General features: G+C 67.6%; 16 protein-coding genes. 10 read left to right on the forward strand and 6 right to left on the reverse strand.

The window, feature by feature from the left end:
• Window positions 1–20 precede the first annotated feature (20 nt).
• Window positions 21–542, reverse strand: a complete 522-nt coding sequence (locus FHP25_RS23100) for a sigma-70 family RNA polymerase sigma factor (protein ID WP_231712440.1) — start codon at window positions 540–542, stop codon at window positions 21–23.
• Between the two features lie 680 nt (window positions 543–1,222).
• On the opposite strand from FHP25_RS23100, the gene FHP25_RS23105 reads away from it, so the two are divergent.
• The 3 genes from FHP25_RS23105 to FHP25_RS23115 all read left to right on the forward strand — a co-directional run bounded on the left by FHP25_RS23105 (window position 1,223) and on the right by FHP25_RS23115 (window position 4,332).
• Window positions 1,223–1,642, forward strand: coding sequence for a PaaI family thioesterase (locus FHP25_RS23105; protein ID WP_147849330.1), 420 nt, complete (start codon window positions 1,223–1,225; stop codon window positions 1,640–1,642).
• A gap of 11 nt (window positions 1,643–1,653) precedes the next feature.
• A complete protein-coding gene (locus tag FHP25_RS23110) occupies window positions 1,654–3,195 on the forward strand; it encodes a class I adenylate-forming enzyme family protein (RefSeq protein ID WP_147849331.1) in 1,542 nt (513 codons plus the stop codon).
• Window positions 3,196–3,315: 120 nt separating this feature from the next.
• Window positions 3,316–4,332: a quinone oxidoreductase family protein gene (locus tag FHP25_RS23115; RefSeq protein WP_147849332.1), complete on the forward strand. Its 1,017-nt coding sequence runs from the start codon at window positions 3,316–3,318 to the stop codon at window positions 4,330–4,332.
• A gap of 209 nt (window positions 4,333–4,541) precedes the next feature.
• Here FHP25_RS23115 and FHP25_RS23120 read toward each other — a convergent pair whose 3' ends face one another.
• Genes FHP25_RS23120 through FHP25_RS23130 form a run of 3 tightly spaced genes read right to left on the reverse strand, consistent with a single transcriptional unit; the run spans window position 4,542 to window position 8,416 of the window.
• Window positions 4,542–5,633, reverse strand: a complete 1,092-nt coding sequence (locus FHP25_RS23120) for an ABC transporter ATP-binding protein (RefSeq protein WP_147849333.1) — start codon at window positions 5,631–5,633, stop codon at window positions 4,542–4,544.
• Window positions 5,634–5,660: 27 nt separating this feature from the next.
• Entirely contained in the window at window positions 5,661–7,343 is a 1,683-nt protein-coding gene (locus FHP25_RS23125) for an ABC transporter permease (protein ID WP_178133718.1), read from the reverse strand.
• Between the two features lie 29 nt (window positions 7,344–7,372).
• Window positions 7,373–8,416, reverse strand: a complete 1,044-nt coding sequence (locus FHP25_RS23130) for an ABC transporter substrate-binding protein (protein WP_178133719.1) — start codon at window positions 8,414–8,416, stop codon at window positions 7,373–7,375.
• Between the two features lie 133 nt (window positions 8,417–8,549).
• Here FHP25_RS23130 and FHP25_RS23135 point away from each other — a divergent pair, with 133 nt between their 5' ends.
• On the forward strand, window positions 8,550–9,923 hold the full coding sequence (locus FHP25_RS23135; protein ID WP_147849336.1) for an MmgE/PrpD family protein: 1,374 nt from the start codon (window positions 8,550–8,552) through the stop codon (window positions 9,921–9,923).
• Window positions 9,924–9,930: 7 nt separating this feature from the next.
• Here the strand turns inward: FHP25_RS23135 and FHP25_RS23140 are convergent, their stop codons facing one another.
• The gene (locus FHP25_RS23140; protein ID WP_147849337.1) at window positions 9,931–10,662 is read right to left on the reverse strand and encodes an oxygen-binding di-iron domain-containing protein; all 732 of its coding nucleotides are present in this window, start codon (window positions 10,660–10,662) and stop codon (window positions 9,931–9,933) included.
• A gap of 86 nt (window positions 10,663–10,748) precedes the next feature.
• Here FHP25_RS23140 and FHP25_RS23145 point away from each other — a divergent pair, with 86 nt between their 5' ends.
• Window positions 10,749–11,354: a TetR/AcrR family transcriptional regulator gene (locus FHP25_RS23145; protein WP_178133720.1), complete on the forward strand. Its 606-nt coding sequence runs from the start codon at window positions 10,749–10,751 to the stop codon at window positions 11,352–11,354.
• A gap of 248 nt (window positions 11,355–11,602) precedes the next feature.
• The gene (locus FHP25_RS40905; RefSeq protein WP_178133721.1) at window positions 11,603–12,151 is read left to right on the forward strand and encodes a hypothetical protein; all 549 of its coding nucleotides are present in this window, start codon (window positions 11,603–11,605) and stop codon (window positions 12,149–12,151) included.
• A 69-nt stretch (window positions 12,152–12,220) separates the two neighbouring features.
• Here the strand turns inward: FHP25_RS40905 and FHP25_RS23155 are convergent, their stop codons facing one another.
• Complete coding sequence (locus FHP25_RS23155) at window positions 12,221–12,769, reverse strand: Smr/MutS family protein (RefSeq protein WP_231712441.1); 549 nt, start codon at window positions 12,767–12,769, stop codon at window positions 12,221–12,223.
• A 333-nt stretch (window positions 12,770–13,102) separates the two neighbouring features.
• Here FHP25_RS23155 and FHP25_RS23160 point away from each other — a divergent pair, with 333 nt between their 5' ends.
• The 4 genes from FHP25_RS23160 (at window position 13,103) to FHP25_RS23175 (ending at window position 16,722) form a co-directional block, all read left to right on the forward strand.
• Window positions 13,103–14,503 (forward strand): tetratricopeptide repeat protein, encoded by a 1,401-nt coding sequence (locus FHP25_RS23160; protein WP_178133722.1) that lies wholly within the window; start codon window positions 13,103–13,105, stop codon window positions 14,501–14,503.
• A gap of 10 nt (window positions 14,504–14,513) precedes the next feature.
• Window positions 14,514–15,197 (forward strand): YggS family pyridoxal phosphate-dependent enzyme, encoded by a 684-nt coding sequence (locus FHP25_RS23165; RefSeq protein ID WP_147849340.1) that lies wholly within the window; start codon window positions 14,514–14,516, stop codon window positions 15,195–15,197.
• A gap of 276 nt (window positions 15,198–15,473) precedes the next feature.
• Window positions 15,474–16,184, forward strand: a complete 711-nt coding sequence (locus FHP25_RS23170; protein WP_178133723.1) for a histidine phosphatase family protein — start codon at window positions 15,474–15,476, stop codon at window positions 16,182–16,184.
• A 121-nt stretch (window positions 16,185–16,305) separates the two neighbouring features.
• Window positions 16,306–16,722: a hypothetical protein gene (locus FHP25_RS23175; protein WP_147849342.1), complete on the forward strand. Its 417-nt coding sequence runs from the start codon at window positions 16,306–16,308 to the stop codon at window positions 16,720–16,722.
• Window positions 16,723–16,893 lie beyond the last annotated feature (171 nt).

Below are 16,893 nucleotides of genomic sequence, written 5' to 3' on the forward strand. Positions count from 1 at the left end.
ATTCAGTAGTGGTGTCCGGTTCATGCCATGGCTTCGGCCAGCTGCCGTCGAGCCCGCGAGACGCGGGCCTTCATCGTTCCGACGGCGCAGCCGCACAGCTCGGCAGCCTCCTCGTAGGAGAAGCCGCCTGCACCAACCAGGATCAGCGCTTCCCGGTACTGCGGATTGAGGCGCCAGAGCGCTGCCGTCAGGTCCATCAGCTCAGCCCGATGCTCGGGCGAGGGCACGACATTATCGCTGCAGGCGCTGTCCAGGGCGTCGCGGCGCCGGCGCATCGATCTGAGGTCGGAATAGAATTGCGTCCGCATGATCGTGAAAAGCCAGGCCTTCAGATTGGTGCCGGCTTCGAACTGGTGCTGCTTGGCCAGCGCTGTCGCGATGGTGTTCTGCAGCAGGTCGTCGGCTGCGGCGCGCTCACGGCACAGGAAGCGGCTGAAGGCACGCAGGTCAGGCAGCAGGGTGATCAGCTCTTCCTTCAACGCACCCATGCCGCCCGACGACGGGGCAAGGCTTTCGGGTTGCGTCTTGGTGCCTTCGTTCATGCACCGCACATGGGGCCTGAGCACCGTGGAGAGAAGGGCTTAATCTGTGGCGTCCGGGATTTGCAGGAACCGTCAATGGGTTGCGGCGTTGCCCTCGCTCCCGATCTGCCTGCGATGCGCGGCGAGCCGAGGCGGCATTGTGATGAGCTGGGAGCGGATTGATGGCAACTGGAGGCAATTCTCGGGCAAGATCAAGGAAGGCTGGCAAGCTGACCGACGACGATATCAAGGTCGTCAGCGGCAAGCGCGACATCTTACGCGAAGCACTCGTCCGTTATCCTGAGTGTTTGTGATTCTAATCCTCCCCCATGGAACAGCGAATCCGTTCGAACATCCCCCATCCGCCTCTGTCGACGCGACAGCGTCGAAACGTCATTTCGGAGCACCTTCCCCCTCCGGGGAGGGAATGAGTCACACGCGCTCAGGATGACAGCGGCGTTGACCCCCGAGATGTGTATAGCAGGATTGCAGGCACCGGCGCGCGCGTGAAGCGGCCTTGAGAATCACATTTCGGCAACGGGTGAAAGCGCGAAATCAGTTTGCCCGCCTTGCGGCGATGCGGGCAAAAAAGCCAAGCAATTTTCCCAGCTCTCCGCTAGCGTTCGGCATCACGCGGCCACGGCCGCGCCATCTGCGTTTGCAACACCGCGCGTCCGAGGACGTGCCGCTTGGGGGAGTCCATGTCGGAACCGCTGACTGTCGAGGTTGTCACAGCTTGGCTTGCCGATTCGCCGTTCATCAGCTTTCTGAACCTCACGGTCGAGTCGCTCGATGAGAAGGCCCAGACGGTCACCATGAAGATGCCGATGCGGCCCGAGCTCGAGCGCGCGGCCGGCACCGGGCAGTTCCATGGCGGTCCGATCGCCTCGTTCATCGACACGGTCGGCGACTATGCCGTCGCCATCGTGCTCAAGGGCGGCGTGCCGACCATCAACTTCCGCGTCGACTACCTGCGTCCCTCGGTGGGAACGTTCCTGCGCGGCAAGGCCACGGTGCGCCGGCTGGGTCGCACGGTGGCGGTGGTCGACATCGACGTGACCGACGATCAGGGCCGGCTATGCGCCGTCGGTCGCGGCACCTATTCCGCGCAAGTGGGCTAGGAGCGACGGTCATGTACCGACCTCCGTATGAACGGGACCCGGATGTCACCAACCTTGGCGACGTCTTCGATCCCCAGGCACCCGACGACCGTGCCTGGGTGATCGATGTCGAGCCGGACGGCAACGCGACCACGCTGACCTACGGCGAGGCGCGCGCGCTCATCGATGCGGTCGCGCGCGGCCTGTCGCGCCGCGGCCTGTCGCGGGGCGCATCCGTGGGGATCCTGTCGGCGAACCGGGCCGAGGTGCTGATCGCCTATTTCGGCATCATGCGGGCCGGATTCGTGGCCGTGCCGATCAACCACAAGCTGCCGCGCGACGTGGTCGATCACATCGTCAAGGACTCGGCGATCGCGCTGATGTACGCCGATGCCGAACGCGCCACGATGGTGCCCTCGCATCTGCCGATGATCCCACTCGATGCGACCGCTGCCGGCTGGCGCGACCATCTCGATCCCGGCGCCTTCACGGCCGTCGCCATGGAGCCCGACGAGCCGGCCACGATCCTCTACACGTCGGGCTCGACCGGCATGCCCAAGGGGGTGCCGCTGCTGCACGGTCCGTATGTGTGGATGGTCAACCGCGACATCGGCCTGCGTGACGTGCTGAGCGGCAAGGCCGCGATCGTCGCCGCGCCGCTGTTCCATATGAACGCGCTCTTCTTCTCCAAGCAGATCGCCCAGCTCGGCGCCACCAACGTGCTGCTGCGCCAGTTCAGCGGCCGTGCCTATATCGAGGCCATCGACCGCTATCGCGTGACGGTGCTGACCTCGGTGCCGACCATGCTGGCGCTGGCCGTGCGCGAGCGCGAGGCGTTGGCGCGGGCCGACCTCTCCTGCGTGAAGTTCGTCTTCACCGGCTCGGCGCCGCTCACGCAGGCGCTGGCCGACACCGTGCGCGCCACTTTCCCCGGCGCCGTGTTCTCCAACGGCTACGGCACCACCGAGGGCGGACCCAGCCAGTTCGGCCCGCATCCGCAGGGCAAGCCGCGCCCCGACACGGCGATCGGCTATCCTCAGTCCTATGCCGAGGTGAAGCTGGTGGGCGGCGCGACGCCGGACGAAGGCGTGCTGCATCTGCGCACGCCCACCATGATGCCGGGCTACCTCAACCTGCCGCAGAAGACGCGCGAGAAGCTGAACGACGGCTGGTACGACACCGGTGACGTGATGCGCCGCGACGCTGACGGCTTCTTCCACTTCGTGGGCCGCGCCGACGACATGTTCGTGTGCGGCGGCGAGAACATCTATCCCGGCGAGGTCGAGAAGATGCTGGAGCGCCATCCCGCGATCCACCAGGCCTCGGTCGTGCCGGTCGCCGACGAGATCAAGGGCGAGGTGCCGGTCGCGTTCCTGGTGGCGCGCAAGGGCATGTCGCCGACGGAGGCCGATATCAAGCAGCACGCGCTGGCCAACGGTCCGGCCTATGCCCACCCCCGCCGCGTGGTGTTCCTGCCCGAGCTGCCGCTGGCCGGCACCAACAAGATCGACCGCAAGGCGCTGATCGGCCGGGCCCGCGAGATGTTCCCCAACGGCGTGCGCGAAGGGCGTTGAATCCCTCTTCCGCTTGCGGGAGGGGGAGGCGGCAGACCTTCAGTTCTTCATCCGGCCGCCGCGCTGCGGCGTCCATCATCTCCCGCCGGCGGGAGAGCGAAATAAGCAAGGAGCAGAGACATGCGTGCCATCGTGCTGCATCGGCATGGGCCGATCGCGGACATGACCTACGAGACCGGCTTCCCCGATCCGACGCCCAAATCAGGCGACGTGATCGTGCGCGTGAAGGCCTGTGCGCTGAACTACCACGACGTCTTCACCATCCGCAGCATGCCCGGCATCAAGATCAGCATGCCGCGCGTCGTCGGGCTGGACCTCGCCGGCGAGATCGCCGAGGTCGGGCCGGATGTCACGGGCTGGAAGGTGGGCGACCGCGTCCTGGTCGATCCCATCGACCGCGTGCGTGGCGGCCTGACCGGCGAGACCTTCGATGGCGGCATGGCCGAGTACGTGCGCATCGCCGCCCACCAGCTCCTGCGCCTGCCTGAAGGAGTCGGGTTCGACACCGCGGCCGCGCTGCCCTGCGCCTACGGCACCGCCTATCGCATGATGATGACGCGCGGCGCCGTGAAGGCCGGCGAGAAGGTGCTGATCCTGGGCGCCTCGGGCGGTGTCGGCACCTGCTGCGTGCAGCTCGCCAAGCTGGTGGGCGCCGAGGTCGCGGTCTGCGCCAGCAGCGACGAGAAGCTGCAGCGGCTGCGCGCCCTGGGCGCCGACCACCTGATCAACTACGCCACCGAAAACTTCATGGCGGCTTCGCATCGCGTCTTCGGCCGGCCGCGCGTGTTCGGTGCATCGGCGCCGCCCGACGGCGCCGACGTGGTGGTGAATTTCACGGGCGGCGACACCTGGGTGCCATCGATCCGCTGCCTGCGCCGCCAGGGCCGCCTGCTGACCTGCGGCGCCACGGCCGGCTTCGATCCCAAGGAGGACATCCGCTACATCTGGACGTTCGAGCAGAACATCATGGGCTCCAACGGCTGGATGAAGGAGGACATCGAGGCGCTGCTGGACCTGGTGCAGCAGGGCAAGCTCGACCCCTGCATCGACCAGCGCTTCAAGCTTGCCGACGGCCTGGCCGCCCTGCATGCGCTCGAGCAGCGCACCATCACCGGTAAGATCATCGTCGAGCCTTGATGTTCTTGGAGCGCGGGCGCGGCGATCGCCTATGACTCTCCCGTCATCCGGAGCGCAGCGAGGGATCTCCTGCGGCAAGGCGCACGGTGCGCCATTCGCGGGAGATCCCTCGCTGCGCTCGGGATGACAGAAAGGGCAGCAGCACGGCGTTACGCCATATGCGATCGTCCTGGGAGGCGGGCGAGGTGCCCGCGCCTCGGACGCGCCGATCACGGCGCCTGCGCCGTGTCGTCGATCGCCACCAGCCGGCAGAATTCGGGCGCGACGCGCAGCGTGACCTGGGCGCCGACATCGAAATCGGCGGCGGCGTGGACCTTGATGCGCGCGCCTGCGACGTCGACCATGTATTCGGTGTAGGCGCCCAGGTAGTGGCTTTCGACCACCTGGCCGCGCAGCACGTTCAGGCCGTCGTCAGGCGCTTCCGCCCCGCCGCCGGCGCTGATGGCGATGGTTTCCGGACGCAGCATCGCCTGGTAGCGCGGCGCCGTGGGCGCGTCGGTATCGTCCAGGCGCAGTGCGAGGCCGCCGGCCGTGGTCCAGCCGGCGCCGTCGCGGCGCGTCACGTCGATGAAGCTGGCGCGTCCCACGAAGTCGGCCACGAAGCGATTGGCCGGGCGGCGGTAGAGCTGCTTGGGTGTGCCGGCCTGCGCGATGCGGCCGCCATCCATGACAAGCACCCGATCGGACATCGACAGCGCTTCTTCCTGGTCGTGGGTGACGTAGACGGTCGCCACGTCCAGCTCACGCTGCAGGCGCTTGATCTCGGCGCGCGTGCTCTCGCGCAGCTTGGCGTCGAGGTTGGACAGCGGCTCGTCGAACAGCAGGACGCGCGGCCGCCCGACGATGGCGCGCGCCAATGCCACGCGCTGCTGCTGGCCGCCGGAGAGCTGCGCCGGATGGCGCTGGCGCAGATGGCGCATGCCCACGATCTCGAGCGCGTTGTCGACCTGCCGCGCCACGTCCCTGGCCGGCACCTTCCGGATCGCCAGCGGGAAGCCGACATTGGCGGCCACCGTCATGTGCGGCCAGATCGCGTAGGACTGGAAGACCATGCCGACCTGGCGCTCGTGCACCGGCACCACCAGGTTCTGCGCCGGCGCCGAGACGGTCTGCCCGTCGATGCGGATCACCCCGCTGCTGGCGTCCTCCAGGTCGGCGATGCAGCGCAAGGTCGTGGACTTGCCGCAGCCCGACGGCCCCAGCAGCGACATGAACTCGCCGCGGGCGACCTCGAAGGAGATGCCGTGCACGACGGTGAGCGGCCCGTAGCCCTTGGTCAGGGCCTCGACTTGGATGCTCATGGCACGCCCTTCTTCACTCTCTCTTTCTCATCCGCGGCGCGCCGTCGGCGCCAGGCGCAGGATCAGCGCCATGGCGACGAAGATGATCACCGTGGCGACGACAGCCAGCGCGCTCGCCAATCCCCAGTTGGCCTGCTCGAAGAACGACCAGATCGATATCGAGATCACCGAGGTGTTGACTGAATAGATCAGGATCGCCGAGGAGATCTCACGGAAGAAGGCCATGAACAGCAGGAAGTAGGCGCCCTGCAGCGAGAGCGAGACCAGCGGCAGCAGGATGCGCGACATTCCCTGCAGGCGGGTGGCGCCGTTGACCCAGGCGGCTTCCTCCAGGCTGCGGTCGATCTGCACCATCTGCCCGCCGATGGTCTCCGTGGCGTAGGGCAGGAAGCGCGTCACGAAGGCGATCACCATCAGCGCCAGCGTGCCGTAGAGCGGCACCGGCAGGTAGGCGTAGGCCCATAGCAGGCCCAGCCCCAGCACCACGCCGGGCACGCCGAAAGGCAGGCTGGCGAGGAAATCCAGCGTGCGATGTCCGGCAGGCCGCAGCCGCAGCGTGAAGTAGCAGCACAGCAGCCCCAGCCCCACGCCGATCGCCGCGCCGGCGCCCGACACGATCAGCGTGTTGGTGAAGCTGCCCATGGTCGAGCCGCTTTCCCAGATGAAGGCGTAGTTGCGCAGCGTGTAGATGCCCTCCAGGGGGTTGACGGTGAACCACTTCAGCACCGAGGTGTAGAGCAGGATTACCATCGGCATCACCAGCCCGAGGAACACGAACCCGAAGCACAGCAGGTTCGCCGCCCAGCGCCAGCGTCCCAGCGGCAGGTCGCGCATGCGGCCGGCCTTGCCGGTGACGGTGGTGAGCCGCCCGGCGGTCGTGACGCGCCGCTGCGCCCAGATCGCCGCGCCCGTGATCAGGCTGAGCGCCACGCCGATCGCGGCCGCCAGCCCGTAGTCCGTCGGCGAGAAGCGCACGAGCAGGTAGAGCTGCGTCGCCAGCACGGTCACCTGTCCCGGGATGCCCAGCAGCGCCGGGATCGCAAACTGCTCGATCGTCATCACGAAGGTCAGGATGAAGCTGGAGATCAGCGAATAGCCCAGCAGCGGCAGCGTCACCCGCAGCAGCACGTGGTGCGGCCTGGCGCCGGCGGCGCTGGCGGCCTCCTCATAGATCGGGTCCATGCCGATGATCGGCCCGCGCATGGTGAGGTACACGAACGGCACCTGGTGCAGCACCATCACGAAGACGATGCCGATGGCGGTGTAGATGTCGGCGCGCAGCCAGGGCATGCCCAGCATGTCGTCGACGACGGTGTTGTAGATGCCGCCTGGCGCGCCGACGATGATCCACGCCATGGCCAGGATGAAGGACGGGAAATAGAACGTGAGCCCGATCAGCGGCATCACGATGCGGGTGTAGCGGAAATCCGTGCGGTGCAGGATGAGCGCGATCGCGGCGCCCGTGACGATCGAGATCACCGACGTGAACAGCCCGATCACCAGCGTCGTGAGCATCGACGACAGCACGCCGCCTGACGCAAGCCCGGCGTAGTTGCGCAGTGTCCACTCCCCAGGCAGGCCCGGCGCGCTGGTGCGGAAGCTGCCGTACACCAGCGCGACCACCGGGATCGCCACCATCGCCGCGACCAGCGCGAAGGTGGCCCAGTAGACGCCGGTCAGGACCCGGCCGGCACCGGCATGCGCGGGCATCGGCGGCCCCTGTCGTCGGTCGCCGCGGATCAGCGGATGCCGAAGGTCGACCGCCACGTCTCGACAATGGCCTTCTGGCGATCCGGCGTCAGGATCTTCTCGCCGTCGACGACGTTGCTGAGCTGCGCCGTCGCGGGCAGCTTGCTCAGCGGCGGTGCGCCCTTGCGCGTGACGGAGAGGCCGCAATAGGTCTGCAGGTGCACCTGGCCCTCGGCGGTCATGAGCCAGTTCAGGAAGACCTTGGCGGCGTTGGGGTGCGGAGCCTTGGCGGCGACGAAGGCCTTGTTGGCCGACAAAGTCGTGCCCGATTTCGGATAGACGAAGCCGACGGGAGCGCCGTCCTCCAGCAGCGGATTGAGCGGCAGGTCGGTCAGCTCGGCCACGCGCACGTCGCCGCGGATCACCGCCTGGATGATGCCGCCGGAACCCTCGAAGAAGCGCACCTCATTGGCCTTCAGCCGCGCGGCGGCGTCCTTGATGCCGAGATCCTCCCAGAAGGCGCAGATCTGCTGGATCGCGACCGAGCGCCACGGCGGGTTCATCCCGACCTTGCCCTTCCATTTCGGGTCGAGCAGGTCGGCCCACTCCTTGGGCGCGTCGGCGGGACGCACCTGGGCCTTGTTCCAGATGATGCATTCGCGCGAGTGCTGGATGGTGAACAGCATGTTGCCGTTGTTGAACTCGGGCGCGAAGTGGCCGATCTCCGCCGGCGTCCAGGCCGCCATCCAGCCCTGCTTCATGCCCTCGTCGATGCGTTCGTCCGGGAAGGTCACGAGCACATCGCAGAGATGGCGGCCGGCCGCGAACTCGGTCTGGAAACGCTCGATCAAGGGGTTGCTGCCCAGCCGGATCTGCTCGGTCTGGATTCCGGGCACGGCCTCGCGGAAGCGCCGCAGCAGCGGCTCGATCCCGTTGGGCTGCCAGTTGTTGTAGATGACGACCTTGCCCTCGCTGCGCGCCGCGGCCAGGTCGGGCGCCGCCGTCTGCGCCCGGGCCGTGCCGGCAAGCGCAAGAGCGCCGCTGCCGGCAAGGATGGCGCGCCGCGTCAGTCCGGCGGGATGCTGCTCGGTCATGACGTCCACTCCCTCTTGCGCCGCTCGCGGGACGCTCTTGCGCACAGATTGACTCGCCTGTTTGTCAACTGTCAACAGTTGGCCTATATCTGACGCCATCCGTTCGTCCCTGCCGGATCCGGGGTGATAGCCGATGAGCGTGACAGCCGAGTTTGCCGACTGCCTGCTGGCGCTGGCCGCCCGTGGCCTCGACGACGCGGCGCGCCAAAGCGCCATGGCGCTGGTCCGCGACGGTCTGGCGGTGGCCGCGCTGGGGGCGGGCGAGGCGGGTCCGACGATCCTTGCCGCGTCGGCGCTGCGGCCGGCCGACGGACGTCCGGCGAGCCTGATCGGCCGCAGCACGCATGCCGCTGCGGCCGAGGCCGCGCGCGTGAACGGCGCGGCGATGCATGTGCTCGATTTCGAGCCGATGTGGAACCCGGCCAACCATGCGCTGTCGACCACGCTGCCGGCCTTGCTGGCGCTGGCCGAGACCGCCGGCGCCGATGGTCCCGTGCCGCTCGGCGAGCAGATCCTGACGGCGCTTGCCGTCGGCATCGAGGCGCAGGCACGGTTGCGTCTGTCGTCGGGGCAGCTCGAGCCCGGCAGCCTGGTCTTCCATCCTCCCGGCGCGGTCGGTCCCATCGGCAGTGCCGCGGCCTGCGGCCTGCTGATGGCGCTGGATGTGGATCGGTTCCGGCATGCCATCGCCATCGCCGCGTCGCGGGCGGGCGGCGTCCAGGCCAATATCGGCAGTATGACGAAGGCGCTGCATTGCGGGCAGGCCGCGGCTTCTGGCCTGGAAAGCGCGATGCTGGCGGCGCGCGGCTTCACGGCGGATGCCGATGCGCTGGGCGGTCCACGCGGCTACGGCAAGGCCTTCTTCGGCGATGCCTTCGCACCCGACGCGCTGACCCGGGCGCGCGATGTGCTGCACATCGTGCAGCCGGGGCCGGCCTACAAGCTCTATCCCAGCCAGTACGGCACACATTTCGTGATCACCGCCGCGCTGGCGGCGCGGGCCGCGATGCCCGCCGGCGGCATGGCCGCCCGTGTCGTGATCCACGGCCCGCCGATGGCCTATGTCGACCGGCCTGATCCTGCGACCGGGCTGGCCGGCAAGTTCAGCTTCCAATACACCGCCGCAATCGCGCTGCTCGACGGCACGGTGAGCGTGGCGAGCTTCAGCGATGCGCGCCGTTTCGCGCCGGACCTCGCGGCCCTGCTGCCGCGGATCGAGATCCGGCCCGATCCGCGACGGCAGGGTCGCTTCGATGCGATGACGGTCGCCGTGGACGTCGAGTGGGATGGCGGCCGCGCGCGCGGCGAATGCGATGGGCCGCCCGGCATCTGGGGCCGGCCGGTGCCGGCCGAGCGGTTGCGGGCCAAGGCCGAGGATTGCCTCGCGACCGCGCTGGGCACCGATGCCGCGGCCGAGGTCCTGGCCCTCGTCGATGGCTTTCCAGGCCTGGATGGCGCCGGCCTGGCCCGGCTGATGGCATGGCTGCAGGCGCCGACCCGGCGATAGCCGGCGGCTATGCCGCCATCGCCTCGCGCAGCTGCGTTTCGTAGTAACCCGCCAGCGCTTCCAGCACAGGCACGGTCTGGCCCGCGAACGAGGCGCCGTGCATCACGGCCACGGTGCGCGGCGCCAATGCCGCCAGCCGCCGGATGGTCGGCCCGGTCCTGGGGGTCAGGCTGGTGAAGCCATAGGCCTTCTCGGCGGCGATCGCCGGACCCATGATGTCGCTGTCGGTCAACGCCGGGCTGTCGCCAAGCTGCGTGAACAGGTCGCTGCAGAACAGCGTGCCGGTCGTTTCCTCGTACAGCAGGCTGGCGTCGACGGCATGCGGCACATGGGGGGTCGAAAGGTGACGCACCCGCTTGCCGCCGAGGTCGAGCACCTCGTTGTCGGCCAGCGAGCGCGGCGGCCGCGGCGCCTGGTCGTTGAGCCAGATGGCGCAGCCGAAGCGGCCTTGCATCGCGGTGGCCTGAGGCGCCGCCGCCAGCCACTCGTTCAGCGCGCCGCACTCATCGGCCTCGGCATGGCTGTAGGTGATCCAGCGCAGCCGGTTCAGGTCGATCACCTTGGCGGCCGCTATCGAAACGGGCGCGAACAGGGAACGCATGCCGGTGTGGAATAGCAGCGGCTCGTCGGCATCGATCAGGAACTGATTGAAGGTGAAGCCGCCCGATCCGTCGGGCCCGGGGATCAACGTCGACAGGCGATAGATCTTGTCGGCGATCTCGTGGATACGCGTTTCCATGCTGGCGCTCCTCGATCTGGTTCCAGATACCGATAGTATGTAATATAATTACAGTATCTCACATGTCAATGTTTATAGAGACGCGCATGGAGACGGAACGGGAGAAGAGCCGGCGCGAGGAGTATTCGGAAGCGACCCGGCAGGCCTTGCTGGCGGCGGCCAGGCAGCTGTTCGCGGCCCAGGGCTACCACGCCACCGGGATCGAGGCTGTTGCCCAGGCGGCGCGCGTCACGCGCGGCGCGCTCTATCACCACTTCGATGACAAGAAGGCCCTGTTCGACGCCGTGGTGGTGCAGCTGCAGGCTGGCGCAGCCCAGGCCGTGGCGCGCCGCGCCAGGGCGGAGCCGGACAAGTGGCGGCGCCTGCATGTCGGCACCGAAGCCTATCTCGAGGCTTGCCTGGACCCGGCCTATCGCTGGCTGGTGATCCAGGAGGCGCCCGCGATCCTGGGCCGCAAGCGCTATCAGGAGATCGACGAGGCCTATCCGCTGGGCCTGCTGATCGCGACGCTGATGTCGCTGCGGCGCGACGGCGAGCTCACCTTCGATGATCCCGACCTGCTCAGCCGCATGCTGGCGGCGATGATCTGCGAGGTGGCGCAGCTGCTGGCCGATAGCGAGACGCCGCAGACCCTCAAGCCGCGCGTGGCGGAAGCGCTGGAGCGGATATTGCGGGCGTTCAGGCGATCATAGTTGGGATGACGATGACGTTTCCATGATCCAGAGGCAGATCAAATAGCGAGTGGAGGTTCGGGTCAATCATTTCCCGTGTTAACAAGTGATGGGCGGGTAATTGATGCCACTGGTTATTCTAGAATCATGGGGCAGGGATTGCCAATATCGATAAATTACTTGTTTGCACCTAAAGATTTACAAGGAAAAGCCAAAAAACTACTGGTTGGACGCATCCCAGACATCATCAAGCCTCGGGGAGAAGAGTAATGAAGCCAGCACAAAACTCTGCCGTGCTGCTGAGCCTTATTGAGAAGATGAAGGCGAAAGGTAGCTGGTGTGGCGAAACTCATGTGCAAAAGGCGACCTATATAATGTCGTCGCTTTTTGGCGTTCCTAATGATTTTGAGTTCGTGCTCTATAAGCATGGGCCATATTCATTCGAGCTTAGTGATCATCTTTCTAGAATGCGCGTCTCCGGCTTGCTTAAGCTTCAGCCACAGCCGTATCCCTATGGTCCGTCACTGGGATTCGGGGATGGAGCTGGGACACTGAAGGAGATGTATCCGAAGACCGTCGATCGGTATTCAGAGCTTGTCAATTTTGTTTCCGATGTTGTCGCCGGAAAAGGTGTATCTCAACTTGAGAAGCTCGCAACAGCCTTGTACGTAACTGATGAACTTGGTGAAAACAAAAGCGTTGGAGAAAGAGCTAAGCGTCTTGTCGAACACAAGCCGCATATCGATATGCAAGCGGCTAACGATGCGGTTTCAGAGATTGACGGCGTCATGCGCCTCAAACGCGCGAGATTTTCGTGATTGTTAATGCTCAGCTTGTTGGTGTTGCATCGTGTGATAGCACGATCGGATCGTGATGGCCTTCGTCTGTCACTTTGATCGTCGCACCATCACATAGAACGCGCCGCCGCCGCCATGACGGGCATGCGCCGCGCGCACGCCGTAGATCCGGGCGCGGTTGGCGGGGCGGTTGAGCCAGTGCGGGAACTCGGCGCGGATGCGGCCGCCGGCCGGCCGGCCTTCCTGCGCCCGCTGGCCCTTGCCGGTGATCACCAGCACGACGCGGCAGCCGGTGGCCTGGGCGCGTTCCAGGAAGCGCGACAAGGCCCGCTCCGCCTCGGCCAGGGTCAGGCCATGCAGGTCCAGGCGCGCGTCGGGGATCAGCCGGCCGCGCCGCAGCCTGTCGGCGGTGGCGCGATCGAGGCCCGTCGCGCCGGCCGGATCGAGCGCCTGTGGCGGCGGCGGGCGCGTGGCCGGAGCCCGCATCAGGGCTGCCGCCGGGCGTGGCTTCTCGCTGGCCGACGGACGGGCGCGTCCCGGCAGTGGCCGCTCCACGCGCCGTCGTCGCCCCTTGAGCGGCCGGGCATCCTTCATCGCAGCGCGGAACAGCGCCGCGGGATCGTCGTCATCGCTCGCCATGGCCGGGCTTGTAGCACAGGTGGCCCCGTCCCCAGGGCGATCGCATATGGGAGCATCGGTGCTATCTCCTCGCCTCGCGGCAGCGGGGAGAGGAAGGGGCCCATGCCGAAGGCATGGGAAGGCGAGGGGTAGGAACGATCAAGCCATGCAGCAAAAATGGGGACTGATCAGTCGTACCCCTCACCTTCCCATCGCTTCGCGATGGGCCCCTCCCTCTCCCCGCTGCCGCGGGGCGAGGGGGAACGGCGTCATATGCGATCGCCCTGGCCCCGTCCCTTGCCGCTGCCGGGCGTGGTCGCTACAAGCCGCATCGGAAGCGTGAGGATATCGTCGATGGCTGCGCCCACGATTGCTGTGCCGACCCTGCCGAGCGGCGGGCCTGACCCGGATTTGCGCGACGGGCTTGAGTTTTTGCGCGGCGGGCGCTTTGCCGATGCCGAGGTGCGTTTTCGCTCGGCCATGGTGCGCTTCGGCGAGCGGCCGGACATCCTGCATTTCCTCGCCGTATGCGTGGTCAATCGTGGCGATGCGGCGGCCGCCGAGAAGCTGTGGCGCAAGGCGATCAAGCGCGATCCCGACGAGCCGATGCTGCATTTCAACCTCGGCGCCGTGCAGCACCGGCAGGGCCGGTTCGATGACGCGGTGAAGAGCTGGCGCCATGTCCTGCGGCTCGACGGCGCCTATCACGAGGCGCGGCTGCGGCTGGCGGCGACCCTGGCGGAGCTCGAGCGGCACGCCGAGGCCGAAGGCGCCTATCGCGAGCTGGTGGCGGGGCTCGATGCGGCGGCTGACGGCGATGTCCCGCCCGAGGCGGTGGCGCAGCGCTGGCGCCAAGTGGCGATGGCGCAGGCCGGCCTGGGCTATGTGCTCTACCGCCTGGGGCGATCGGAGGAGGCGCTGGCGCCGTTCAACGCTGCGATCACGGCGATGCCGGCGACGGCACCGGAATGGCCGGGGGTCCAGGCCGATCGCGGCCTGGCGCTGGCTGCGTCCGGCAATGTCGATGATGGATTGGCGGCGATCGACGAGGCGCTGACCCTGGCGCCGGATCGGGCGGCGCTGCATCACAGCCGCGGCCACGTGCTGTTCCACGGCGGCCGTCCGGCCGACGCGATCGCCTCGCTGCAGCGGGCCGTCGAGCTCGATGCGTCACGCGCCGACACCGTGCGCCTGCTCGGCCTGTCGCGCGAGCACACCGGCGATGTGGCCGGCGCCATGGAAGCCTTCGAGAGCGCCTTGAAGATTCGGCCTGGATTCGCGGACGCGCTGCAGGATGCGACGGCGCTGGCGGTCGAGCGCGGCGAGTATGGCCGTGCGCTCGATCTGCTGAAGCCCTATCTCGAGCAGCATCGCGACGATGCCAAGGCCTGGAACAACGCCGGCATCGCGTTCCTGATGCTGGGCGAGCTGGAGCGCGCGCATGCCGCCCTCAAGCGCGCCCATCGCCTGGCGCCGAACGATCCGATGGTGCTGACCAACTACGGCCGCACCTTGACCCGCATGGATCGGGCCCACGAAGCCGCGGTCCTGCATCGGCGCGCGCTCGAGCTGCTGCCCGGCGACCCACGGCTGCTGGGGCACTACGGCGATTGCCTGCTGGCGCGCGGCCATCTCGAGGAAGCGCGCGCCACCTATCAGCAGGCGCTGGTCGTGGATCCCAACAATACCGATGCGCAGGCTGGCATGGAGCGCCTGCGGGCGATGCCCAACCTGTCGGCGCCGCCGTCTGCGTGAAGGGCCTGCCATGCCGGATGATCCTGCCTTCGATGCCGGTGCCAACCTCGCTGTGGTGCGGGCGCGCATCGCAGCGGCAGCGACGGCTTCCGGCCGCGACCCGCATGACGTGACCTTGGTCGCGGTCTCCAAGACGCACGGTGCCGAACGAGTCGCGGCCTTGATCGCCGCCGGACAGCGCGTGTTCGGCGAGAACCGTGTGCAGGAGGCCGAGGCGAAGTTTCCGGCGCTGAAGGCAGCGCATCCCGGCCTCGAGCTCCACCTGATCGGTCCGCTGCAGACCAACAAGGCGCGCGATGCGGTGGCGTTGTTCGATGTGATCGAAAGCGTCGACCGGCCCAGGCTGGCGGCCGAGCTTGCCAAGGAGATGGCACGTCTCAATCGTCGCCCGATCTGCTTCGTGCAGGTCAATACCGGCGAGGAGGCGCAGAAGGCAGGCGTGCTGCCGCACGAGGCGGATGCGTTCGTGCGCGCTTGCATCGACGATTACCAATTGCCCGTGACCGGCGTGATGTGCATCCCGCCGGTCGACGAGGAGCCGGCGCTGCATTTCGCGCTGCTGCGCAAGATCGCCGAGCGCAACGGGCTTGCTGCGATCAGCATGGGCATGAGCGCCGACTATGAAACCGCGGTTCGTTTCGGCGCCACGCATGTGCGCGTCGGCACGGCGCTGTTTGGCCAGCGCCCCGGCTGACGGCTTCCCTCTTGTCCCGTGCCTTGGACGATCACGGAATGGTGCGCCGGGGTTGAAGCGTCGCCACAGGATCGCCACATCTGAGCACGCATCGCGAGCGTAAGCTCATCGACAGGCCGATCCAAGCCGCGATAGACGCATCTTTGTGGTGCAACCATGGCGAGTTCTGGTCAAACAGGACGGCGCGTGGGCAAAACCATGACGATGACCGGGGATGCGCCGGGCATCGCGTGCGTACCGACAGGCTATGGCCAGTCGCGCGACGCGGAGGGAATCATGCAACCCAGGAGATGGGCGCCAGTGCTCGTGCTCGCGGCGGCGCTGGTTGCGTCGGCGGGTGCCGTGCATGCCCAGGAGCGCGCCGGCATCGTTGCCTGGCCACCCGAGGCCGACGCCATGGCGATGCGCGAAGCCCCGCGCGAAGAAGGTGCTGTTGTCGCATGGACGACGCTGGATCCGCCGGCGCTGGTCGATACGCTGCGCCGTGGCGGATTGGTGATGCTGGTGCGGCACGGCCAGGCCGCGGGCAACGATCGTGACCCGGCGCCCTGGCGTATCACCGGCGATCGCCGGGCGCAGAGCAATCTGACATCGGCTGGCAAGGCGCAGGCGCGCCTGATCGGCGTTGGCCTGCGGACGCTGGGGGTTCCCGTCACGAAGGTCGTGGCCAGCCCCTACTACCGGGCGCGCGATTTCGCCGAGATCGCCTTCCGCACCAAGCCGGTGATCGCAGCCGACCTGGGGCCGGAGAATCCCGGGCAGATCGATGCGTACCGGCGCTACCTCGACACGCCGCCGGTCGGCGGCAACCTGGTCGTGGTCGGTCACCTGCTGGCCCCGACGACGGCCCAGATCTCGCAGCTGAGCGAGCTGGCCGATGGCCATGCCGCCATCTATCTGCCGGACGGCAAGGGCGGAAAGACCCTGATCGCGCTCATCGCGCCGGCTGACTGGGCGCGGCTGATCGAAGCCGTGCCGGGCGGCTGAGCATCGCGGCACGCGAAACGCACGCACCTGTGCGCGGACAAGATGCAACCCTGCTTTTCGTGTCCGGCGCGGCGGCATAAGATGCCGCCCTCTGTCCGCACCGTGTTCGCCAGGAGCCATCATGCACTGCCCCCCGCGCGTCATTGCCGCCGCGCTAGGCGTCTTTCTGTTGACCGCCTGCACGGGCGGCGGTGGCGGCGGCGATGGCGGTGACCGCCCGGCGGTGACCTTGACCAGCGTCGAGCCGGGCCGCTTCGAATCCAGCCGGCCGGGCACGCCCATTCCGCTGGCCACCATCAAGACCATGGACGACCGTCAGGTCGCCGGCACGTTCGGCCGCCCGGTGTTCCAGCGCGACGAAAGCGGTGGCGCGCGCCTGCTGCGCTTCCGCAGCGATGCCTGCGACCTCGATCTCTTCATGTACTCGGCGGGCGGCAGCTGGCAGGTCCGCCATGCCGAAGCCCGCGACCGCTCGCTGCGCACGCTGCCGGTCGACCGCTGCGCCGGTTCGGTATCGGCGCAAAAACGGACAGCCTGACGGCCTCTTTCTTCCACCGGCGCAGTTTCCTCTCCCCGCGAGCGCTAGGGCGTCTACACATCTTGGCGCGTTGGCGCGGCAGATTGACTCGGGCCGAGGATAGCGGCTTCCCGTGCGGGTGGGCGATGTGATTCTGTATGGCGCACTTTGGTTCAGCTGGAGTGCCGCCAT

Source organism: Vineibacter terrae (assembly GCF_008039615.1).
GTDB lineage: Bacteria > Pseudomonadota > Alphaproteobacteria > Reyranellales > Reyranellaceae > Vineibacter > Vineibacter terrae.